This is a genomic window from Acidovorax sp. GW458-11-26-14-TSB4, assembly GCF_059423865.1.
Window position 1 is genome coordinate 1 of record NZ_JBWKYR010000011.1, and the last position, 21069, is coordinate 21069.

Here is a 21069-nt window from a genome sequence, read left to right on the forward strand (position 1 = left end):
GCAAAATCGTGCCAAAGCGAGCGGCAATTAGTGCCAAAGCCTGCGTAAATCGGTGCCAAAGAGGTCGGCGCGCAATTGGTGTTGCCTTCGTGCGACAGAGCCCACAAGGAGGGGATGCCATTTCTAAAATGGGAATCGTTATCAATCTCATTTTACAAATCATGGCAATCGAATACCGACAGACGGCCCTCAGCGTGGGCATTGCGCTGGCATTTGGCCTGGCATCGCAGGGGGCGATGGCCCAAGCTGCGGCCCCCACCCTGGGTGAGGTGCGCGTGGACGCCAGTGCCGAAAAGGAATCGGCCACGGCCCCGGTGGTGGGCTACCGCGCACGCAACGCTGCCACGGCCACCAAGACGGATACCCCGCTCTCGGAAACACCGCAGTCCGTCACCGTGGTCACCCGCGACCAGTTGGTGGACCAAGGCGCCTCCAACCTGCAGGATGCACTGGTGTATGCGGCTGGTGTGCGCAGCGACGCCTATGGCCTGGACAGCCGCTCCGACGGCATGCGCGTGCGCGGCAGCTACCCGGACGTCTACCTCGACGGCCTGCGTCAGAACTACAACTGGTACACCAGCGTCACGCGTTCGGACACCTACACCCTGGAGCGCATCGAGGTGCTGCGTGGCCCGTCGGGCATGCTGTTCGGTGCCGGCACGGTGGCCGGCGTGATCAACATGGGCAGCAAGCGCCCCCTGCAGGAGGCGCAGCGCGAGGTGGGCGTGCAGCTGGGCAGCTGGAACCGGCGCCAGGTCCAGGCCGACCTGACCGGCCCGCTGACGCAGGACGGAGAATGGTCCTACCGCCTGGTGGCCCTGGCCCGCACGGCCGACACCCAGGTGGACCACGTGCCCGATGACCGCCGCCTGATCGCGCCCTCGCTGGCCTGGCGGCCCAATGCCGCCACCTCGCTGGTGCTGCAGGCGCACTGGCAGCAGGACCGCAGCGGCAGCACCTCGCAGTTCTTCCCCTGGTCGGGCACCCTGCTGCCCAACCCCAATGGCAAGCTGCCGTTGTCGCGCTTCATCGGCGAACCGGGCGACCACTACGACAGCGACCGCGAGTCCATCGGCTGGCTGTTCGAGCACCGCTTCAACGACAGCTGGACGGTGCGCCAGAACCTGCGCCTGGCGCGCAACGAAAACCGCGGTGTGTACCACTGGGGCGATTTCTACACGACCATCGGGGGTTTCGGATCCGACCCCGTGAACCAGCGCGTGCTGGGCCGCTTCTACGATGACTCCCTCACCCGCACGCGCATGGCCGCGGTGGACACGCACCTGCAGGGCAACCTGAGCACAGGCGCACTGCGCCACCAGGTGCTGCTGGGCGTGGACTGGAACCGCCAGACCGAAGACAAGGCCACCGCCAGCGCCTTCAGCACCATCGACGCCTACGCGCCGGTGTACGGCAAGCTGGTGACGGCGCCCCTGGAGGCCAGCCCGCGCAATGTGCAGCGCCAGAGCGGCATCTACCTGCAGGACCAGATGAAATGGGGCAACTGGATCGCCGTGGCCGGGCTGCGCCATGACCGCGCGGTGAACAGCCTGGACGGTTCGGCCGACGACCGCACCAGCGACACCACCAAGCGCCTGGGCGCGATGTACCAGTTGCCGGGCGGCTGGACGCCCTATGTGAGCTACGCCGAGTCGTTCAGCCCCGTGAGCGGTACCAACAAGCAGGGCCAGCGGTTCAAGCCGCTCGAAGGCGAGCAGATCGAGCTGGGCGTGAAGTACGTGCCCGAAGGCAGCGGCACCCAGTTCACGGCCGCGGTCTACGACCTCAAGGAAAAGAACCAGAAAGTCGCCGATCCGGTGAATGCCGGCAACACGCTGCAGATCGGGCAGACGCGCAACAAGGGGCTGGAGCTGGAGGTCAAGAGCCGCGTGGCCACGGTGTTCGATGTGATCGCCCACTACAACTACACCGATGTGGACGCCCAGCTGGAAGGCCTGCCCCGCCACCAGGCTGCGGCCTGGGGGGTGTACCGCTTCGCCATCGGCGATGTGCGCGGCTTCTCGGTCGGGGCGGGGTACCGCTGGCTGTCTTCGTTCCGTGATGGCTCCGGTCCCAGCATCCCTTCGGCCGGGGTCGTGGACGCGCTGCTGGCCTACGACAGCCCGCAGTGGCGCTATGCGCTCAACATCAGCAACCTGGGCGACAAGCAGTATGTGAGCACCTGCCTCGCGCGCGGTGACTGCTGGTGGGCCACCCGGCGCAACGTGGTGCTGAGCGCTACCTACAAATTCTGACGCGCCAACGAGAAAGCCCCGCAGGCCTTGCAGCCTGCGGGGCTTTTTTTTCATGGCGATCACAGGAGCCGCCGTGCGGCCTGCTCCTGTGCGCTGCCGGCAATTACATGCCCATGCCGCCCATGCCACCCATGCCGCCCATGTCGGGCATGCCGCCGCCGGCAGGAGCGTCGTCCTTCGGGGCTTCGGCAACCATGGCTTCGGTCGTCAGCAGCAGCGATGCCACGGAGGCAGCGTTCTGCAGGGCCGTGCGGGTGACCTTCGTGGGGTCCAGAATGCCCAGCTCGAGCATGTCGCCGTACGTGTCGTTCGAGGCGTTGAAGCCGAAGTTGCCCTTGCCGGCCAACACAGCGTTCACCACCACCGAGGCTTCGCCGCCGGCGTTGTTCACGATTTCGCGCAGGGGAGCTTCGATGGCCTTCAGCACCAGCTTGATACCGGCTTCCTGGTCGGCGTTGTCGCCCTTGACCGAGTCACCGACAGCTTGCTTGGCACGCAGCAGGGCCACGCCACCACCGGCAACCACGCCTTCTTCCACGGCAGCGCGGGTAGCGTGCAGGGCGTCTTCCACGCGGGCCTTCTTTTCCTTCATTTCGACTTCGGTGGCAGCGCCGACCTTGATCACGGCCACACCGCCGGCCAGCTTGGCCACGCGCTCTTGCAGCTTTTCGCGGTCGTAGTCGGACGTGGCTTCCTCGATCTGCACGCGCACTTGCTTGACGCGGGCTTCGATGTCAGCGGCAGCGCCGGAGCCGTCGATGATGATGGTGTTTTCCTTGCCCACTTCGATGCGCTTGGCCTGGCCCAGGTCGGCCAGGGTCACCTTCTCGAGGGTCAGGCCCACTTCTTCGGCGATGACCTTGCCGCCCGTCAGGATGGCGATGTCTTCCAGCATGGCCTTGCGGCGGTCGCCGAAGCCTGGGGCCTTCACAGCCACCACCTTCAGGATGCCGCGGATGGTGTTGACCACCAGCGTCGCCAGGGCTTCGCCTTCGACTTCTTCGGCAATGATCAGCAGGGGACGGCCGGCCTTGGCAACTTGCTCCAGCGTGGGCAGCAGGTCACGGATGTTGCTGATCTTCTTGTCGAACAGCAGCACGAAGGGGTTGTCCAGAATCGCGGATTGCTTTTCGGGGTTGTTGATGAAGTAGGGCGACAGGTAGCCGCGGTCAAACTGCATGCCTTCCACGACGTCCAGTTCGGAGTCGAGGGACTTGCCGTCTTCCACGGTGATCACGCCTTCCTTGCCGACCTTGTCCATGGCGTCAGCGATCAGCTTGCCGATGGTTTCGTCGGAGTTGGCGGAGATCGAACCGACCTGGGCGATTTCCTTGGAGGTGGTGGTGGGCTTGGAAGCCTTCTTCAGCTCGATCACCAGGGCCGTCACGGCCTTGTCGATACCGCGCTTGAGGTCCATCGGGTTGATGCCGGCGGCCACGTACTTGAAGCCTTCGCGCACGATGGCCTGGGCCAGCACGGTCGCGGTGGTGGTGCCGTCACCAGCGTTGTCGCTGGTCTTGGAGGCCACTTCCTTCACGAGCTGGGCGCCCATGTTCTGCAGCTTGTCCTTGAGTTCGATTTCCTTGGCCACGGACACACCGTCCTTGGTCACGGTAGGGGCGCCGAACGAGCGCTCCAGCACCACATTGCGGCCCTTGGGGCCCAGGGTCACCTTGACCGCATTGGCCAGGATGTTCACGCCTTCAACCATGCGTGCGCGGGCTTCGCCGCCGAAAACTACGTCTTTTGCTGCCATTTGGAGCTCCTGAAAATTAACTGAATCAATAACGACTGTCTTGGGGGAGAGGGGAAAGCGTAGCGAGCAGGTGCCAGGCTAGGCGCACGGAGCACAGCAACCGGAACGTACTTCCTGTACGTGAGGATTGCGAGCACCGCGCAACGACGCATGGCGCCTGCGCAGTAGCTTTACTTCTCCACCACGGCGAACAGGTCGTCTTCCTTCATGACCAGCAGCTCGTCACCCTTGATCTTGACGGTCTGGCCCGAATACTTGCCGAACAGAACGCGGTCACCGACCTTCACGTTCAGGGCGATCAGCTCGCCCTTGTCGTTCTTCTTGCCGGGGCCGACGGCCAGCACTTCACCTTGATCGGGCTTTTCAGCGGCGTTGTCGGGGATCACGATGCCGGAGGCGGTCGTGGTTTCGCTTTCGATACGCTTGACGATCACGCGATCGTGCAGGGGGCGAAGGTTCATTGCATTGCTCCTGGTTCAAAAATTACCGACAGTACGCAGCGCCTGGAAAGGCCAGGCGCCACCAAACTACATCCGGCAAGGAGTGTTAGCACTCCATTGCGGTGAGTGCTAATGATACGGGCATTTGTTGCCGTTTCAAGACATGGGGATGATTGGAAGGTGTCAAACACGCATCCATTTGTGGGATTGCGCCCCAGGACTGTCCTTCGTCCTTGGCATTCTTGGGTCTATCCACTTCTGGGGTTATATGTAACTAATGGTTTTTTTTGGTGCGTCCGGTCGCTTCTTTCTCGCACTGTGCAAGCCAGCGGCGCACCGCGCTGTCCAACGGTTCCGGATCCTTGCAGACCCGATCAACGCCCAGCTTCTGCCCTCGGATCACCTGTCTATGGCCCATGGCAATCCTGCCTCACCCCCTCGGGGTGGGGTGCAGGCGGTCAAACCTGGATACCTTGCGCTGTCTTGACGTTCATCACCGCCCTGCCGTGCACCGCGCGCAGGCGGTCCCTCGGTGCGCGGTCCGCAGCGGCCTGCCGATGTCTGCGGCACGGGCCTTGCGCCGGCTGCGGCGAGGCGCCGAACGTCCAGTCCGTCCTGTCTTTTTTATTCTTGTTGAGGGAACCGATGAAACAACCGATGATGAAGCGCAAGTCTTTGCGCACGATGGCAGCCCTGGGCGCGGCCGCACTGTGCGGTGCCTTTGCCATGGCCTCCGCGCACGCGGTGCAGCCAGCCATCTCGCTGGGCTATGACCATGCGCTGGTGCTGCGCGCCGACGGCACCGTCTGGTCCTGGGGCTACGGCAGCGGGGGCCAACTGGGCCTGGGCAACACCACCACGCGCACCTCGCCCACGCAGATCCCCACCTTGCAGAACGTGGTGCAGGTCGTGGCGCGGGGCAGCTTTTCCCTCGCGCTGAAGGCCGACGGCACGGTCTGGGCCTGGGGCGACAACTCGGGCGGGCGCACCGGCGGAAGCGGCACCATCGTGCCCGTGCAGATCAACGGCCTGTCCAACATCGTGAGCATCAACGCCGGCACCAACACCGCTGCGGCGTTCGCCACCGATGCCTCCGGCCAGGTGTACGCCTGGGGCAGCAACAGCGCTGCGCAACTGGGCACCGGGCAGACCAGCCCGGGCGGTAACCCCGTGCCGCGCCTGGTGCCCGGTGCCGAGGGCGCCGTTGCAGTGAGCGCGTCCGACGCGGCCGTGCTCTCGCTGCGCCAGGATGGCAAGGTGGTCGCCTGGGGCTCCAATGCCAACAAGGCCCTGGCTCCGGTGGCTGGCACCGCCACCGCGCCGGTGGTGATCGATGCCCTGAGCGGCGTGCAGGCCGTTGCATCCACCTCCATCAACATTGCAGGCCAGTACTACGCCCTCAAGAGCGACGGCACCGTTGTCGCCTGGGGCCAGGCCTCGACCAACGCCCCCTTCTGCGGCCAGAAAGGCCAACCCATTGCGTCGGGTTACGCGCTGATCGACATCTCCCTCATCCAGGGCCTGACGCGCATCCAGCAGATCGAGCCCGGCGAAGGCCACACCCTGTTCGTGGATGCCGACGGAGCTGTGCACGCCTGCGGCGTCAACGCCGCGGGGCAACTGGGCGACGGCACCCTGGTGAATCCTTCCAGCGAGGTGCCCAAGATCGCCCGCGTGGCGGGCCTGCCGCCCGTGGTGGCTGCGGCCGCCGGCTCGGCGGTTTCCGCAGCGATCGGCACGGACGGCAGCGTCTGGGTCTGGGGCAAGACCACCAACCTGGTCCCGGGTGGGGATGCCAAGGCCACCGCTCCTGTGCGCGTCATGGGCGCCAATGGCGCCGCTTTCAATGCAGGCCGGGTGGGAGACGCCGCTGGCACCTTCAGCGGAACCCAGACTGGACCGCTGTCCAACGTGACACTGGACGCGGCGGCCGCCATATCGCCCCTGCACCGGGGCAAGACGGGCCGCGTGTACGTGGCTGCGTTTGCAGGCTCCGCCGTGGTGTTCCTGGGACCCAACGGCTGGGTACCGTACACGGGAGGGGCCTTCCCGGCCTACCTGAGCGGCGCACTGCCGCGGTCGGTACCGGTGCGCATGGCCTCGGGTCTGAACCTCAGCGGCCTGGAGGGCGTGAACCTCGTGGTGGGCTACGGCGTTGGCGACGACACGGCGGCGGTTGCGGAGATGGTGCGCGCCGGGCGCTTCCAGGTCGTGCACACGCTGCACTGATCCACGGCTGCCGCTTTCTTCAGCACGGCGTTGCCAGCCGCGCCAGCGCTGGGTCCGGCCCCACTCTCCAGGACTTTTCCACAGCCTCATCCACACAGGCTGTGGACTGAGGCAAGGGCTGGCACCTTCTCAGAAGCTGTAGCGAGCCGAGGCGTAGAGGTTGCGCTCCTGCCCCGGCGTGAGGTAGCTGGCCAGGTGCAGATGGCTGGATACGAAGTAGGTCTTGTCGAACACGTTGCGCAGGGCCAGTTGCAGTTCCAGCTGGCGCCCGCCGTCGAGCGGCATGCGCCAGGTGTGCGACAGGTCCAGGCGCGCATAGCCCGGCAGCACCGTGGTGTTGTAGATGTCGGCATAGCGCGCGCCCTGGGCGTACAGGCCTGCGCCGGTGGCGTGCTCGGCGTTCCAGCGGTACTGGCCCCACAGGCTCAGGGCGTGGCGTGCCACGTTGGGGATGGTCTTGCCTGGGTACTCGGTGTTGTTGGTGAACTTGGCTTGCGTGTAGGCGTAGGCGACCTGCACCCGCACAGCGCGCGTGAGGTCGCCGCCGAGGCTCGCCTCCAGGCCCTGGGAGCGGCCGCGGCCGGCCACGGTCTTGTCGAACATGCTGGGTGTGGAGAGATCGCCCGAGAGCAGGTTGGTCTGCTCCAGCCGGTACACGGCCAGGTCGGATTGCAGGCGGCCGCCGTTCCACAGCGACTTCCAGCCCGCCTCGTATTGCCGGCTCTTGCGCGAGGGCAGCGACTGGCCCGATGCAGACGAGGCCTGGTTGGGCGCGATGCCGGTGCCGTAGCTGGCGTAGACCGAATCCGCGCCCGACAGCTTGCGCAGCACGGCCAGTTTGGGCGAGGTGTTGCTCTCTTGTACGCCGCGCGTGCCTGCAGGCCCGTAGAGGAAATCCTGCCGCGTGTGGCGCAGCCCGGCCACGATGCTCCAGTCGCCCCATTCGATGCGGTCTTGCAGCGACAGGGCCGTGCTGGCCAGGTCCTGCGTGGTGGTGGCGAAGGCAAAGCTGGCCGGCCGGGTGGTCAGTCCGTAGACGGGGTTGAAAACGTTGATGTTGGGGTTGTTGGCACTGGCCACGCCGGCCGAAGGCTGGTCCAGCGTCTCGGTCTAGCGGTCCAGCCCTGCGAACAGGTGGTGGCGCGTGGCGCCCCAGGTGTGCTCGTGGGTCAGGCTGGTGGCCAGGGCGTTGATGCGGCGCTGCGTGTCCGGCTCGTAGGCCAGCCGGCGCGCGAAGGTGCCCAGGGGCGCACCTGCCACGGCAGCGCCCACCGACTGGCGCACGGAGGTGCTGCTGCCGCGCAGGTGCGTGTAGTCCAATGCCAGGCGGGTGTCCGGCGCGATCGCCACATCGCCATGCAGGTCGACCAGGGTGTTGCGCGTGGTGGAGTTCGCCCAGGGCTCGCCGAGCTGCCGGTCCATCGGCACGGCCGCGGGGCGGCCGTTCACGCCGGGCAGGCCGTAGTCGGGCTGGTAGGCCTGGTCCGTGGCCTCCACGCCCAGGCGCAGGTGGTAGCGCTCGCCATCGCTCTTGGAAATACCGAGTTTGGCTCCGTCCAGCCGGTCCGGCACATGGCGCCATTCGCTGGCGGTGGAGCGGGTCACGACGAGCCGCGCAGCGAGCTCCTGTTCGGCCGAGAGCACGCGGTTGATGTCCACAGTGGCATCGAGCGCGCTGTGCGCGCCGCCGCCCAGGCTGGCCGAGCCGAAGTTGGCCAGCTCCGGCTGTCGCGTCACGATGTTGACGCTGCCGCCCGGCTCGCTGCGCAGACCCAGGGCCGCGCCGGGCCCGCGCAGCACGTCCACGCTCTCGGTGAAGGCGGGCACGAAGGCGTAGTTGGACAGGCGCACGCCATCGCGCAGCACGCGGCTCGATCCGGTGCCGCTGTCGGCCACGGCACCGCGCAGCACGAAGAACTGGCTGTGGCTGCCGTTGAAGCCCGAGTCGGCCTGAGCGCCGGGCACGTTGCGCAGCGCCTCCTGCAGCGTGGTGACCGACTGGGCACGCATCAGCTCGGCCGGCAAGGTGGAGACGGAGGCGGGCACTTCCAGCAGCGGTGCTGCGGTGCCCGTGGCCAGGCTGGCGGCACGCTGCTGCGCATCACGCGTGGGGGACGCGGTGACGGTGATGGGTGGCAAGGAAGCATCTTGCGCCGTGGCTTGCGATGCCGCCAGCAGGGCGACCATTGCATGCACGGCGTGCGCCGTGGCGCGAAGGGTGGAGGACATGGCCATGGCGTTCAGTGCTTGTGTTCGCCGTGGGCCACCGGTGCCGCCGTCGCGTTGAGCGGGCGCACGGGCGCCTGCACCTGCACCGATTCGCGCTTGCCGTCCTTGCCCTCGAAGACCAGGGTGATCGGCACGGTGTCGCCGGCCTTCACCTGCTGCGTGAGGTTCATCAGCATCACGTGGTAGCCGCCAGGCTTGAGCTCCACGGGCTTGCCCGCGGGCAGGTCCACACCGGGCACCTGGCGCATGCGCATCACGTTGTCCTGCATGGCCATCTCGTGCACCTCCACGGCCGGGGTGAGGGGTGAGCTGGCCGAGACCAGGCGCGTGTCCCGCGCGGCTTGGAGCTGCATGAAGGCGCCGGTGGCCTGCTGCTGGGGCACGGTGGCGCGCACCCAGGCGTCCTTGATGGTGACCTGGGCCTGGGATGCCGATGCCAGTGCGGCGAGAACGAGGGCGAGGGCGGCGGAGCGGGGAATGGAATGCATGGAGATGTCCTGGATGCGATGGTTGTGGGTTCAGGCGGATTGCTGCAGCAGCTGGCGCAGATCGTCGGCGCAGTCCTTGGCGCTCTGCTCGTGGCGCAGCACGAGGCGCGGCTTGCCTTCGGGATCGAAAACATAGCTGAAGGCCGAGTGGTCCATGGTGTAGGAGGCACCGGTGGGCACCTTCTTGTAGTAGACCTTGAATTCCTTGGCCGTGGCCTCGGTCTGCGCGGCGTCGCCGTGCAGGCCGATGAAGCTGGCGTCGAAGGCCTGGGTGTAGGACGCCAGCACGGCAGGCGTGTCGCGCTCGGGATCGATGGTGATGAACAGCACCTGCAGGCGCTGGCCATCTGCGCCCAGCAGTTGGCGTATCTCCGTGGCGCGGGTCAGGGCCGTGGGGCACACGTCGGGGCACTGGGTGAAGCCGAAGAACAGCATCACCGCCTTGCCGCGGAAGTCTGCCAGCGTGCGCACCTGGCCTTGGGCATCCCGCAAGGTGAAGCCGCGTGCGTACTCGGCGCCGGTGATGTCCATGCCCTTGTAGGCCACGGGAGCCTTCTTGCACGCGGCGAGCGTAGCCGCCAGCAGCGGCGACAGGGCCAGGGCCAGCAGGCCGCGGCGCCGAGGTGAAGGGCGCGCCGCTGTAGCGGCCGGGCGCGGTGGGGACGATGGAATGCGCATGGTGAAGATCTGTTGGGGAAGCGGGCGGCGACCTGCCGTGGGGCAGGCGCGGCGCACATCAGCGCTGTGCGCCGGCGGCTCAAGGCGTGCGCACGCATGCCCGCAGCGGGCACGCGAAAGCACAGGGTCAGGCGAGGGTGGCCGGGGGCCCGCGGGCGGGCAGGGGGGCGCCGACGATGGCCGCCAGGGCGGCTGCCACAGTGGGCGTGAGCGCATGGGCCAGGGCCTCGTGGCGCTGTGCAGGCAGTTGCGCGGCAGGAGGCGGTGCGCTGGCGCCCAGGCACATGGCGCAGTCCAGGGTGTGGTGTCCCAGGTCGGTGGCGGCGCCGTCCTCGCCCACCATCAGTTTCACGGTGGACCCCGTGGTGCAGACCAGTTGCAGGGCCTGGGGGTGGACTATGGGCGATGCGATGGCCGCGCCCACGGTCAGCACGAACCACGCCAGAACCAGGCGGGCCAGCAGGGACGAGGTGCGCAGCGCGTGCATGGCGGCATTATCGCCGCAGCCCTGTGCGTCCGGTGAGGGGTGGGGCAATATGTCCCACCCCCACGGTCATGGCTGTGCAGCGCGGCCGCGTCCTGCGGCCAGCACCATCAGCACGGCGGCCAGCACCAAGGCGCCGCTCAGCAGGTACAGGCTGAGCGTGAAGCCGCCCGTCGCCGTCTTGATGGCGCCCACCGTCACAGGCGCCACCACGCCGGCCATGCCGCCCAGGGTGGTGATGAGCGCGATGCCCATGGCTGCGGCATTCTTGCTGAGCAGGCTGCCCGGCACGGCCCAGAGGATGGCGAAGGCGCTGGAGATGCCGACCGAGGCCAGCGACAGGCAGGCCACGGCCGCCACGGGGCTGTGCATGAACAGCGTGGTGAGCGAGAGCCCGGCGGCGCCGATGCAGGCCGTCACAGCGAAGTGCCAGCGCCGCTCCTGCCTGCGATCGGAATGTCCGGCGATGAGCAGCGTGGCCACGATGCCGGTGGCGGCGGGCACCACCGAATACAGCCCGATCTGCATCACCGACAGGCCCATGGACTGCAGCATGGTCGGCTGCCAGAACGACATGGCGTAGATGCCCAGGATCACCAGGAAGGAGATGAATCCCAGCAGCCACACCTGGCCGTTGCGCAGCGCGCTGCCGAAGCTGCTGCGCGCGCCGGTGCCGCTGGCCGCCTGGTCGCGCGCCAGGTCATCCTGCACCTGGCGCTTTTGCGTCGGGGTGAGCCAGCGGGCGGCCTCGGGGCCGTCGTCGAGCAGCCGGTAAGCCAGCACGGCCAGCAGCACGCAGGGCATACCCTCCACCAGGAAAAGCCACTGCCAGCCGTGCAGCGACCCCACGCCATCGAGCCAGGTCATGGTCGCGCCCGCCAGCGGGCCGGCCACGATGGGCGCCGCCCCATAGGCCATGAAGAACAGGGCCGTGACCTTGGCCCGGCGCTGCGACGGAAACCACAGCGTGAGGTAGAACAGCACACCCGGCGCAAAGCCCGCCTCGAACACCCCCACCAGAAAGCGCAGCACATAGAACTGCGCCGGCGTGGTCACCCACAGCGTGGCCGCCGAGGCCAGGCCCCACAGCCCCATGATGCGCAGCAGCGTGAGCTAAGAACCTGTTCAAGGTCTTTTTGAAGCCGCGCAAGTCCCTTTTCGGGATGGGATGCTAGGCGCGGTGCGCAGTTGATAGCCCCGCTATCAACAAGCGCCGCAACGCCGCAGACCGCCCGAAAAGGCACTTGCCCTTCGGGTTGGAGTGAAATCGGGCGATTGGACGCCCCGGCTGCTTGCATGGGCACGAGCCCATGCGGCGCATCCGAAGCATCCACTCATCCCGATTGCACTCCAACGCGGCTGCAAAAAGACCTTGAACAGGTTCTACGGCCCACGCGCGCCAGCAGCATGTTGCTCGGTATCTCGAACAGCGCATAGCCGATGAAGAAGATGCCCGCGCCCAGGCCGAACACGGCATCGCTGAATCCCAGATCCGTTTTCATCTGCAGCTGGGCGTAGCCGATGTTGGTGCGGTCCAGGTAGTTGAAGACGTAGCAGGCAAAGAGGATGGGGATCAGCCGCCAGGCGATCTGCCGGTAGGTGGTGTCGTCGGCGGCGGTGGGGGCTGTGGCAGTGCCCGCCGGGGTGGGAAAGAGGGCGGTGGGGGAGTTCATGGCGTTTGTCTCGTGTCGTTGGTGTTGGAAAGCCGCGCAAGGAACCGCCCGGGGATCACCCGGGCTGCTGCAGCACGCCTGAGGTGGTGGTGCCCCAGAGGTGGCTGGTGGGCGCCCCCGGGAACAGCCAGTGCGGCGAGCATTCGCTGGACGGCACCACGTTGCTGAAGCCATGCGTGGCCGAGGTGCCCGCGATGGTCTTCTCCAGCACCATCGACAGGTACTGGTCCACGCTGCCCTCCTGGGTGTTGCCGTTCAGGATGACTTCGGAGCCGGTGGCCCGGGCATAGCGGCGGATGCCGTTGTGGCGCGAGGCCTCGGGCGCCCAGCTGTCGGCGCTCACGCCGTTCTCGCTGCTCACACGGATGCCATCCTGGGTGCGGTAGACCAGCGAGTGGTTGCCCTCGGTATGGCCCGGCGTGTGAACCAGCGCGATGCCGCGCCCGAGCAGCACGCTGCCGTCGAAGGGCACGATGCGTTCGGGCGCCACGCCCTGCAACCCCTCAGGGCAGTACCAGTCGGCCTGCGTGGGCAAGAGACCCGCCACGCTGGCCAGCTCCTGGCGGTGCACCAGCAGGCGGGCATTGGGCAGCAGGCCGCGCTCGCTGCCCGTGCCCAGCCAGCGGCGCAGGTTCTGGGTGTGCAGGTGGTCGTAGGTGATGAAGTCGATCTGCTCCGGCGCCACGCCCACCGAGGCCAGGGCCTGCAGCACGGTGCCGTGCACGGGCGCGATCACGCCGTGCAGGAATTTGGGCGTCTGCTCGCTCAGGCGCTTGAAGTACGGCGTCTCGCTGCCGGTTTCGAAGTCGGCGGGGGTGAACAGCAGGTGTTTGAGGCGCCCTTCGAAGTCCTCGAACTGCACCAGCAGCGTGCGCGCCAGCAGGTGCACCATGTGCGGCTTGAGCAACTGCTGCGAGTACACGCCGTTGAAGGCATACCAGGCCGGGTAGGGGATGCGCAGCAGGTCGAAGCTGCGCGCGTAGCGCACGGCCGGTTCGGCCAGGAAGCGCTCGCGGAACTGTTCGCCTGCGCGGCGCAGCGCGCGCAGCCGGTCATGCGGCGTGGGGGCGCTGCGTGCGCCGTCGAAGTCGGGGACCGGCTGCAGCAGGCGGTCCGGCGTGAGGGGTTCGGTCATCATGTTGATGGGGTCTCCTCAGTACAAAGAGCGGCCGCCCGAGATGTCGAAAACGGCGCCGGTGCTGAACGAACAGTCGGCAGACGCCAGCCAGGCCGCCATGGCCGCCACCTCGGCCGGCTCCACGAAGCGCGCCATGGGCACGCGCGACAGCAGGGCCTGGTGCAGTTGCGCACGGTGTTCCTCGGGAACACCGTCGAACACCCCGGTTTCCGCGGCAGAGGGTGTGATGCAGTTCACCAGCACGCCTGCGCCGGCCAGCTCCTTGCCCAGCGATTTGGTCAGCGCGACCAGCCCGGCCTTGGAGGCGGAGTACGCGGCATTCAGGCCATTGCCCTCCTTGCCCGCGACCGAGGCGATGTTGACCACGCGCCGCCCGAGCGCGGGGGCGCGTTGCCCGGCCAGGTCGGCCAGCATCTGCGGTACCAGCGCCCGGCAGCACAGGAAGGCGCCCGTGAGGTTGATGTCGAGCACCTCGCGCCACTGGACGGCGCTGTGCTCCCAGGTGGGCACCAGCGGGCCCAGCACGCCCGCGTTGTTCACCAGCACGGTGGCCGGACCCAGCGCGGCGGCGCTGGCCTGCGTGGCGGCGTTCACGGCGCCCTCGTCGCGCACGTCGGTGACGGCGGTGAACACGCGCCCAGGTGCGTCCAGCGCCTCTGTGGCAGCCCCCAGGGCGCGGGCGCCGATGTCCCACAGCGAGACGGTCGCGCCTTCGTCCAGATAGCGGCGGGCAATCGCCAAGCCGATGCCCTGGGCCCCTCCGGTCACCACCGCGTGGTGGCCCTGCAGGCGCCCGGTCATGCCGTGGCCTGCTCCGGTACCGGGGCTTTGCCCGCGGTGGCAGCCTGCCCGCCCAGCAGCGAGCCGATGATGCCCGGCAGCGCCGCAGGCGGCACGCCCACCAGCAGCTGGCGCAGCATGGTCAGCGTGTCGAAGTACACGCGCTCGCAGACCAGGTGCTCGGCCTCGTCGAAGAGGAAAAGCGCGATCATGCGGCAGCGAAAGCTGTTGCCTGTGGGCGGCAGCGCGCCCAGCGGCCCCTTGTGCGTGCCCAGCAGCCAGAACTCCACGATGACCGAATCGCCCGCATGGCGCAGCTGGATGATCTCGTGCCGCTGGTCGGGAAAGGCCTGGCGCGTGGCCGTGTAGTAGCGGCGCACGTCCTCGTTGCCGTCGTGCACCTCGCCGGTGGGGATCAGTTCGTAGTGCGGGTGGGGAAAGGTGCTCAGCACGGCATCGAAGTCTTGCCGCGTCTCGTCGGCAAAGTGGTCGAGCACGGTCTTCTCGCGGCGGGCGTTGCGCTCTGCGACGGGGGTGGCAGTGTTCGTCATGGGGATCCTTGGCGTGGGTTGTGGTGCAGGGATGCAGCGGTGCGCTGCAGCAGGCCCACTATCCGCAGAGCGCCGCGGCAAGACTGTCCGGTCTTGGCAATTGCGGCTTGGTACAAACCCGCGGGTGTCCGCCAGGCGTCGCCCGGGTGACCCATGCGCCCGCACAATGGCGGCGCCAGCCACCTCCTTCCCAGCGAGCGCACGCCATGCCATCCCTGCCTGAACCGGCAAGCACCGCCGGACTGCCGGCCCACCTCGGCCCCCGGGCCGACGAGCAGCTACGCTTGCCCGAGGAGGTGCAGCACGCACTGCTGCAGGTGGCCCACCGCCGGCAGTTGCAGCGCGGCGATTCGCTGTTCCTCAAGGGCTCGGCGCCCGACGCGCTCTTCGGCATGGTGCAGGGCGCGCTGCGCGTGAGCGTGGCCGCGCCGGACGGGCGCGAGGCCGTGATCGCCGTGCTCGAGCCCGGCCACTGGTTTGGCGAGGTCTCGCTGTTCGTGGGCCAGGAGCGGGTCTACGACACCTGCGCGGTGGAGCCGTCCGAGGTGGCCGTGGTGCAGGCGGCGGACTTCCACCACCTCATCGCCACGCAGCCGGCGCTGCACATGGCCTTCACGCGCCTGGTGTGCCTGCGCCTGCGCCAGGCCCTGGCCTGGATCGACGACGCCATCCTGCAGCCGCTGCCCGTGCGGCTGGCCCACCGGCTCATGACGCTCGATTCGCGCCCAGCCGGCGACGGCGCCAGCACCGTCCTGGCCGTCTCGCAGGAGGACCTGGCCTTCATGCTCGGCGTCTCGCGCCAGAGCATCAACCGCCAGCTCAAGCAGTGGGAGGAGGAAGGGGTGCTGCGCGTGGGCTACCGCGTGGTCGAGTTGCTTGACCGCGACCGGTTGGCGCGATGTGCGCAGCCCGGGTGATCAATCCGTCTTGGTCTCGCGGTCGTCCTGCGCCGTTGCCTCGGGCTCCAGCGCCTTGATCACCATGCGGCAGATCAGCTCCTCGGCCTTGGCATAGTCGCGCTCGGTCAGCGCGGGCTTGCCCAGCAGCAGTGCGAACTGGGCCTCCTGCTCGGCGTAGGCCTGGGTGACGGACCAGATGATGAACATCAGGTGCGTGAAGTTCACGCGCGCGATGCGCCCCTCGCGCGCCCAGCGCTCGAAGGTGCGCACCTCGGCCTTGAGCAGCGGGCCTACCCGCGCGGCGATGGCTTTGCCATACCGTGGTGCACCGGCAATCACCTCTTTGGTGAATACCTTCGCACCATTGGGGCGCTCGCGCGAGTAGCGCAGCTTGGCGCGGATGTAGCGGCGCAGCGCCTGCTGCGGGTCGTCGCCGTGGGACAGGTCGTCCATGCCGGCCAGCCACTGGGTGAGGATGTCGTCCAGCACGCGCTGGTACAGCGCTTCCTTGTTCGGGAAGTAGTACAACAGGTTGTGCCGGCTGATGCCGATGGCGGCCGCGATGTTCTCCAGGGAGGCGCCTTCGAAGCCGAACTGCGCGAAATGGTTCTCGGCCTCGGTCAGGATGCCCTGTTCCTTGAGCAGGCGCGACGCTGTGGGCGCCTTGGCGGCGGTTTCCGGGGCGGGCAGGCCGGTGGCGTCCGGGCGCCGCCGAGGTGGGGCGGAAGGGGGCTGTCGGGCATCGGTCATTGCACCATTGTGTGTCAATGTGGCTGGCAGAAAGCTGGCATGCGGTTTGCTGTAGGGATTTTACTAATTGGTAAATTTTTACTGGTTGGTAAATTGAATGGCAAACGCGGGGCACCGGCGCCGAGCAAGGCCCGGGCACCCGCACCCCTAGCGAGGCCCACGATGAAACCTCCGGAATTTGCGGCGGCATGCCCTGGTGCATTCCGCGCGCGCCCTGCATTGGCAGGCGCCGCGCACACCCCGTGCGCAGGATCCTGGCGCTGGCGGAGCACCCGCCCGGCGCCCGCACGGCACGGCCATGCCCCGGCCGCACACCCCACCCCGACCCTTCCGGAGGAAACCTGATGGACACACCCGCAAGCCATGCCTGCGGCATTCATGCCGCACGCCTGAACCTGGCCGACTATGCCGTGCGCTTCGGCGACGCCCACCCTCCGCTGACCCGGCCGCAGGCGCTGATCGAGGCCGAGCGCTGCTACTACTGCCACGATGCGCCCTGCGCCACGGCCTGCCCCACGGGCATCGACATCCCCTCCTTCATCCACCGCATCGCGCAGGACAACAACCGTGGCGCGGCCCGCGCCATCCTGGAAGCCAACCCCCTGGGCGGCATGTGCGCCCGCGTCTGCCCCACCGAGGTGCTGTGCGAGCAGGCCTGCGTGCGCAACACCAACGAGGACAAGCCGGTCGAGATCGGCTCGCTGCAGCGCTACGCGACCGACGCCTTCTTCGCCAAGCCCGGCGCTCCGCTGTTCCAGCGCGCGGCGCCCACGGGCAAGCGCATCGCCGTGGTCGGTGCCGGCCCTGCGGGCCTGGCCTGCGCCCACGGTCTGGCCGTGCGCGGGCACGACGTGGTGCTGTTCGACGCCCGCCCCAAGCTCGGCGGCCTCAACGAATACGGCCTGGCCAGTTACAAGACCACCGGCAACTTCGCCCAGAAGGAGATCGAGTGGCTGCTGTCCGTGGGCGGCATCGAGGTGCGCACGCACCAGCTGCTGGGCCGCGACATCACGCTCGACAGCCTGCTGGCCAGCCACGACGCGGTGTTCCTGGGCCTGGGCCTCGCGGGCGTCAATGCGCTGGGCATTGCCGAACCCACGGCCACGGGCCTGCGCAATGCGGTGGACTTCATTGCAGAGCTGCGCCAGACGGCTGACCTCTCCACCCTGCCCGTGGGGCGCAGCGTGGTGGTGATCGGCGGTGGCATGACGGCGGTGGACGCCGCCGTGCAGGCGCGCAAGCTCGGTGCCGAAGAGGTGACCATTGCCTACCGCCGCGGGGCGGACGGCATGTCCGCCTCCCATGTGGAGCAGGAATGGGCGCAGACCAATGGCGTCACCATCCGCCACTTCGCCGCGCCCAAGGAGGTGCTCAGCGCCGATGGCGCCGTCACCGGCGTGCGCTTTGCCGCCACGGCGATGGAGGGCGGCCGGCTGGTGGAGACGGGCGAGACCTTTGTGATCCCGGCCGACATGGTGCTCAAGGCCATCGGCCAGACCTATGTGCCCGAGCCCGTGGGCCAGGCCATCCAACTCACGGGTGGCCGCATCGCCACCGACGACGAGGGCCGCACCAGTCTGGCGCGTGTATGGGCCGGCGGCGACTGCCGCGCTGGCGGGCGCGACCTGACCGTGGAGGCCGTGGAGCACGGCAAGGTGGCCGCCGTCTCCATCCACACCACGCTGATCGGCGCTTGAGCCTTTCCTCCCCCATCGCTATCCATCGGAGCACCCCACCATGGCCGATATCCGCAGCAACTTCCTGGGCATCACCAGCCCCAATCCTTTCTGGCTGGCCTCGGCGCCGCCCACCGACAAGGAGATCAATGTCACCCGCGCCTTCGAGGCCGGCTGGGGCGGCGTGGTCTGGAAGACCCTGGGCGAGGACCCCTCGGTCGTCAACGTCAACGGCCCGCGCTACTCCACGCTGATGTCGCAGGACCGGCACGTGATCGGGCTGAACAACATCGAGCTCATCACCGATCGGCCGCTGCACACCAACCTGGAGGAGATCAAGCGCGTCAAGCGCAACTGGCCCGACCGCGCCATGGTCGTCTCGCTCATGGTGCCCTGCGAGGAGCAGAGCTGGAAGAACATCCTGCCCATGGTGGAAGACACCGGGGCCGATGGCATCGAGCTCAACTTCGGCTGCCCGCACGGCATGAGCGAGCGCGGCATGGGCGCCGCCGTGGGCCAGGTGCCCGAGTACATCCAGATGGTCACGGCCTGGTGCAAGCACTACAGCCGCCTGCCGGTCATCGTGAAGCTCACGCCCAACATCACCGATGTGCGCCACCCGGCACGCGCTGCCAAAGCCGGCGGGGCCGACGCGGTCTCGCTGATCAACACCATCAACTCCATCATGGGCGTGGACCTGGACCGCATGGTCATGAGCCCCAGCACCGACGGCTGGGGCTCGCACGGCGGCTATTGCGGCCCGGCCGTCAAGCCCATCGCCCTGAACATGGTGGCCGAGATCGCGCGCGACGCGCAGACCGCCGGCCTGCCCATCAGCGGCATCGGCGGCATCACCACCTGGCGCGACGCGGCCGAGTACATCGCGCTGGGCTGCGGCACGGTGCAGGTGTGCACGGCGGCCATGGTTTACGGCTTCAAGATCGTGCAGGACATGTGCGACGGCTTGTCCAATTTCATGGACGAGCATGGCTACGCGACCATCGCCGACTTCCAGGGGCAGGCCGTTCCCACTGTCAAGGACTGGAAGAACCTCAATCTCAACCACATCGACAAGGCCGTCATCAACCAGGACGCCTGCATCCAGTGCGGCCGCTGCCATGTGGTCTGCGAGGACACCTCGCACCAGGCCATCACTTTCAGCAAGGAGGGCGGCGTGCGCAGGTTCGAGGTCAACGACGCCGAGTGCGTGGGCTGCAACCTGTGCGTCTCCATCTGCCCCGTGCCTGAATGCATCACGCTGCGCAGCCTGGAACCGGGCGAGGTCGATGCGCGCACCGGCAAGGTGGTTACGGGCGAGTATGCGAACTGGACCACGCACCCGAACAATCCCCAGCGCGTGGCGGCTTGAAAAGAGGGACGGGGCGGTGTGCGCAATCGCAACGCGGTGTTGCATTGCATCTGGCGCGGCATGCTGCCCGCCGATAGCATCGCTCGCTTCTCCCGGAGCGTGGTGACCCCGTTCCCGTCCGCCATCTGCCCGGACCCGGAGTGCCGGAACTGGCAATGGCTTGTGTGCAACCCCCCCGAAGTAAATCTTTCACAGAGGAGTACAGGCATATGAACCACAGTACCGGCAGCGCCGCCCATATGGCGGGGCATCCGCCCGGCGCAGCGTCCAATCCGCTCGCCAACGAGGATCTGCTCCCCACCACGGCGGCCCAGCGCCACTGGACGTGGAAAGACTATGCCGCTCTCTGGGTGGGCATGGTGGTCTGCGTTCCCACCTACACCATGGCCAGTTCCATGCTGGACCAGGGCTTCACCTGGCAGATGGCGGTGTGGCTGGTGTTCCTGGCCAACTGCATCGTGCTCATCCCCATGGTGCTCATCGGCCGCGTGGGGCCGCGCTACGGCGTGCCCTTCCCGGTGCTGGCGCGGGCCTCCTTCGGCGTCAAGGGTGCCAACCTGCCGGCTGTGCTGCGCGGCCTGGTGGCCTGCGGCTGGTTTTCGATCAACTGCTATTTCGGCGCGTTGGCGCTGCACGGCTTTCTCAACATCCTGGGCATGGGCCTGGCGGGGCCGGCCGATGGGCAGACCATCAGCACCTCGCAGTTCATGTGCTTCCTGGCCTTCTGGGCGGTGCACATCTGGTTCATCTGGAAGGGGCCCGAATCCATCCGCCTGCTCGAAGTGATCGCCGCGCCGCTGATGATCGGCGCCTCGGTGCTGCTCGTCGTGGTGCTGATGATGAAGGTGCCTTCCGGCCAGCTCTTCAACCTGCCGGCCAAGGTGGTGGAGGGCGGGCCCAAGACCTGGGCGGCCCTGACGGGCCTGGTGGGCTTCTGGGCGACGCTGGCGCTCAACATCCCCGACTTCACGCGCTTTGCGCGTTCGCAGAAGGACCAGGTCATCGGACAGGCCATCGGCCTGCCCATTCCCATGGCCCTGTTCTCCATGGTGGGCGTGATCGGCTTCTCCGCCTCTGCCATCCTCTACGGCAAGGCGCAGCTGTTCCCCGACGGCCTGCTCACCCAGATGGGCAGCGTGGCGGCCGGCATCGGCCTGCTGGTGATCCTGCTGGCCAACCTTACGACCAATGTGGCTGCCAATCTGGTGTCTCCTTCGTACGATTTCAGCCAGATCGCGCCGTCGAAGATCAGTTTTCGCATGGGGGGGCTGATCGCAGCGCTCATCGGTCTCTTGTTCATGCCCTGGAAGCTGCTGGCCACTTCGGGCGGCTACCTGTTCACCTGGCTGGGCGGCTACGGCACGCTGCTGGGGGCCATCGCCGGCATCCTGCTGGTCGATTACTACCTGGTGCGCAAGACCGACCTGAAGGTAGACGACCTGTACCGCCGTGGCGGCGAGTACGAGTACAGCAATGGCTGGAACGTGCATGCGCTGGTAGCCTTCTTTCTGGGCGTGCTGCCCTGCCTGCCTGGCTACCTGGCGGTGTCGGGCGTTGTGGACAAGGGCTCGGTGCCCGGCCTGCTGCAGTCGCTGTTCGACTTTGGCTGGTTTTTCAGCCTGGCCGTCGCCGGTGCCTATTACTACCTGACCGCGAAGAAGCAATGACGTGATG

General features: G+C 67.6%; 19 protein-coding genes and 1 pseudogene. 6 read left to right on the top strand and 14 right to left on the bottom strand.

What is annotated here, in order from left to right; genetic code table 11:
* The first annotated feature begins 161 nt into the window (after positions 1–161).
* On the top strand, positions 162–2255 hold the full coding sequence (locus tag AC07X5_RS20745; protein ID WP_494771660.1) for a TonB-dependent siderophore receptor: 2094 nt from the start codon (positions 162–164) through the stop codon (positions 2253–2255).
* Positions 2256–2358: 103 nt separating this feature from the next.
* Here the strand turns inward: AC07X5_RS20745 and groL are convergent, their stop codons facing one another.
* From groL to AC07X5_RS20760, 3 genes are all read right to left on the bottom strand, one after another.
* Positions 2359–4011 (bottom strand): chaperonin GroEL, encoded by a 1653-nt coding sequence (gene groL / locus AC07X5_RS20750; protein ID WP_494771661.1) that lies wholly within the window; start codon positions 4009–4011, stop codon positions 2359–2361.
* Positions 4012–4181: 170 nt separating this feature from the next.
* Positions 4182–4472: a co-chaperone GroES gene (locus AC07X5_RS20755; protein ID WP_007854024.1), complete on the bottom strand. Its 291-nt coding sequence runs from the start codon at positions 4470–4472 to the stop codon at positions 4182–4184.
* Between the two features lie 437 nt (positions 4473–4909).
* A complete protein-coding gene (locus AC07X5_RS20760) occupies positions 4910–5179 on the bottom strand; it encodes a hypothetical protein (RefSeq protein WP_494771662.1) in 270 nt (89 codons plus the stop codon).
* On the opposite strand from AC07X5_RS20760, the gene AC07X5_RS20765 reads away from it, so the two are divergent.
* On the top strand, positions 5178–6680 hold the full coding sequence (locus AC07X5_RS20765) for an RCC1 domain-containing protein (protein ID WP_494771663.1): 1503 nt from the start codon (positions 5178–5180) through the stop codon (positions 6678–6680). The genes AC07X5_RS20760 and AC07X5_RS20765 overlap by 2 nt on opposite strands.
* A gap of 129 nt (positions 6681–6809) precedes the next feature.
* Here the strand turns inward: AC07X5_RS20765 and AC07X5_RS20770 are convergent, their stop codons facing one another.
* The 10 genes and pseudogenes from AC07X5_RS20770 to AC07X5_RS20815 form a co-directional block, all read right to left on the bottom strand.
* Positions 6810–7760: a TonB-dependent receptor gene (locus AC07X5_RS20770; RefSeq protein ID WP_494771664.1), complete on the bottom strand. Its 951-nt coding sequence runs from the start codon at positions 7758–7760 to the stop codon at positions 6810–6812.
* A gap of 30 nt (positions 7761–7790) precedes the next feature.
* A complete protein-coding gene (locus AC07X5_RS20775) occupies positions 7791–8915 on the bottom strand; it encodes a TonB-dependent receptor (RefSeq protein WP_494771665.1) in 1125 nt (374 codons plus the stop codon).
* Positions 8916–8920: 5 nt separating this feature from the next.
* The gene (locus AC07X5_RS20780; RefSeq protein WP_494771666.1) at positions 8921–9397 is read right to left on the bottom strand and encodes a copper chaperone PCu(A)C; all 477 of its coding nucleotides are present in this window, start codon (positions 9395–9397) and stop codon (positions 8921–8923) included.
* A gap of 30 nt (positions 9398–9427) precedes the next feature.
* The gene (locus AC07X5_RS20785) at positions 9428–10075 is read right to left on the bottom strand and encodes an SCO family protein (protein ID WP_494771667.1); all 648 of its coding nucleotides are present in this window, start codon (positions 10073–10075) and stop codon (positions 9428–9430) included.
* A 127-nt stretch (positions 10076–10202) separates the two neighbouring features.
* Positions 10203–10562: a hypothetical protein gene (locus AC07X5_RS20790; RefSeq protein ID WP_494771668.1), complete on the bottom strand. Its 360-nt coding sequence runs from the start codon at positions 10560–10562 to the stop codon at positions 10203–10205.
* A 66-nt stretch (positions 10563–10628) separates the two neighbouring features.
* A complete protein-coding gene (locus AC07X5_RS20795) occupies positions 10629–11654 on the bottom strand; it encodes an MFS transporter (RefSeq protein ID WP_494771669.1) in 1026 nt (341 codons plus the stop codon).
* A gap of 287 nt (positions 11655–11941) precedes the next feature.
* Positions 11942–12232: pseudogene (locus AC07X5_RS20800) on the bottom strand (MFS transporter); the annotation flags it as partial.
* Positions 12233–12287: 55 nt separating this feature from the next.
* Positions 12288–13370, bottom strand: a complete 1083-nt coding sequence (locus AC07X5_RS20805; protein ID WP_494771670.1) for an MBL fold metallo-hydrolase — start codon at positions 13368–13370, stop codon at positions 12288–12290.
* Between the two features lie 15 nt (positions 13371–13385).
* Positions 13386–14171, bottom strand: a complete 786-nt coding sequence (locus tag AC07X5_RS20810; protein ID WP_494771671.1) for an SDR family NAD(P)-dependent oxidoreductase — start codon at positions 14169–14171, stop codon at positions 13386–13388.
* Entirely contained in the window at positions 14168–14701 is a 534-nt protein-coding gene (locus AC07X5_RS20815; RefSeq protein WP_494771672.1) for an ester cyclase, read from the bottom strand. The genes AC07X5_RS20810 and AC07X5_RS20815 overlap by 4 nt, the downstream gene beginning before the upstream one ends.
* A 206-nt stretch (positions 14702–14907) precedes the next feature.
* Between AC07X5_RS20815 and AC07X5_RS20820 the strand changes: the two genes are divergently transcribed.
* Entirely contained in the window at positions 14908–15618 is a 711-nt protein-coding gene (locus AC07X5_RS20820; protein WP_494771673.1) for a Crp/Fnr family transcriptional regulator, read from the top strand.
* Here AC07X5_RS20820 and AC07X5_RS20825 read toward each other — a convergent pair whose 3' ends face one another.
* A complete protein-coding gene (locus AC07X5_RS20825) occupies positions 15619–16350 on the bottom strand; it encodes a TetR/AcrR family transcriptional regulator (RefSeq protein WP_494771674.1) in 732 nt (243 codons plus the stop codon).
* A 344-nt stretch (positions 16351–16694) separates the two neighbouring features.
* On the opposite strand from AC07X5_RS20825, the gene AC07X5_RS20830 reads away from it, so the two are divergent.
* The 3 genes from AC07X5_RS20830 to AC07X5_RS20840 all read left to right on the top strand — a co-directional run bounded on the left by AC07X5_RS20830 (position 16695) and on the right by AC07X5_RS20840 (position 21062).
* The gene (locus AC07X5_RS20830; RefSeq protein WP_494771675.1) at positions 16695–18047 is read left to right on the top strand and encodes an NAD(P)-dependent oxidoreductase; all 1353 of its coding nucleotides are present in this window, start codon (positions 16695–16697) and stop codon (positions 18045–18047) included.
* A gap of 40 nt (positions 18048–18087) precedes the next feature.
* Positions 18088–19395, top strand: coding sequence for an NAD-dependent dihydropyrimidine dehydrogenase subunit PreA (gene preA / locus AC07X5_RS20835; protein WP_494771676.1), 1308 nt, complete (start codon positions 18088–18090; stop codon positions 19393–19395).
* 209 nt (positions 19396–19604) lie between these two features.
* On the top strand, positions 19605–21062 hold the full coding sequence (locus tag AC07X5_RS20840; RefSeq protein WP_494771677.1) for an NCS1 family nucleobase:cation symporter-1: 1458 nt from the start codon (positions 19605–19607) through the stop codon (positions 21060–21062).
* The last annotated feature ends 7 nt before the right edge of the window (positions 21063–21069 follow it).

Coding starts and splice junctions, on each gene's coding strand:
- AC07X5_RS20745 (WP_494771660.1), top strand. CDS start 162: ATGGCAATCGAATACCGACAGACGGCCCTCAGCGTGGGCATTGCGCTG.
- groL (WP_494771661.1), bottom strand. CDS start 4,011: ATGGCAGCAAAAGACGTAGTTTTCGGCGGCGAAGCCCGCGCACGCATG.
- AC07X5_RS20755 (WP_007854024.1), bottom strand. CDS start 4,472: ATGAACCTTCGCCCCCTGCACGATCGCGTGATCGTCAAGCGTATCGAA.
- AC07X5_RS20765 (WP_494771663.1), top strand. CDS start 5,178: ATGGCCTCCGCGCACGCGGTGCAGCCAGCCATCTCGCTGGGCTATGAC.
- AC07X5_RS20760 (WP_494771662.1), bottom strand. CDS start 5,179: ATGGCAAAGGCACCGCACAGTGCGGCCGCGCCCAGGGCTGCCATCGTG.
- AC07X5_RS20775 (WP_494771665.1), bottom strand. CDS start 8,915: ATGGCCATGTCCTCCACCCTTCGCGCCACGGCGCACGCCGTGCATGCA.
- AC07X5_RS20780 (WP_494771666.1), bottom strand. CDS start 9,397: ATGCATTCCATTCCCCGCTCCGCCGCCCTCGCCCTCGTTCTCGCCGCA.
- AC07X5_RS20785 (WP_494771667.1), bottom strand. CDS start 10,075: ATGCGCATTCCATCGTCCCCACCGCGCCCGGCCGCTACAGCGGCGCGC.
- AC07X5_RS20790 (WP_494771668.1), bottom strand. CDS start 10,562: ATGCACGCGCTGCGCACCTCGTCCCTGCTGGCCCGCCTGGTTCTGGCG.
- AC07X5_RS20795 (WP_494771669.1), bottom strand. CDS start 11,654: ATGGGGCTGTGGGGCCTGGCCTCGGCGGCCACGCTGTGGGTGACCACG.
- AC07X5_RS20805 (WP_494771670.1), bottom strand. CDS start 13,370: ATGATGACCGAACCCCTCACGCCGGACCGCCTGCTGCAGCCGGTCCCC.
- AC07X5_RS20810 (WP_494771671.1), bottom strand. CDS start 14,171: ATGACCGGGCGCCTGCAGGGCCACCACGCGGTGGTGACCGGAGGGGCC.
- AC07X5_RS20815 (WP_494771672.1), bottom strand. CDS start 14,701: ATGACGAACACTGCCACCCCCGTCGCAGAGCGCAACGCCCGCCGCGAG.
- AC07X5_RS20820 (WP_494771673.1), top strand. CDS start 14,908: ATGCCATCCCTGCCTGAACCGGCAAGCACCGCCGGACTGCCGGCCCAC.
- AC07X5_RS20825 (WP_494771674.1), bottom strand. CDS start 16,350: ATGACCGATGCCCGACAGCCCCCTTCCGCCCCACCTCGGCGGCGCCCG.
- AC07X5_RS20830 (WP_494771675.1), top strand. CDS start 16,695: ATGGACACACCCGCAAGCCATGCCTGCGGCATTCATGCCGCACGCCTG.
- preA (WP_494771676.1), top strand. CDS start 18,088: ATGGCCGATATCCGCAGCAACTTCCTGGGCATCACCAGCCCCAATCCT.
- AC07X5_RS20840 (WP_494771677.1), top strand. CDS start 19,605: ATGAACCACAGTACCGGCAGCGCCGCCCATATGGCGGGGCATCCGCCC.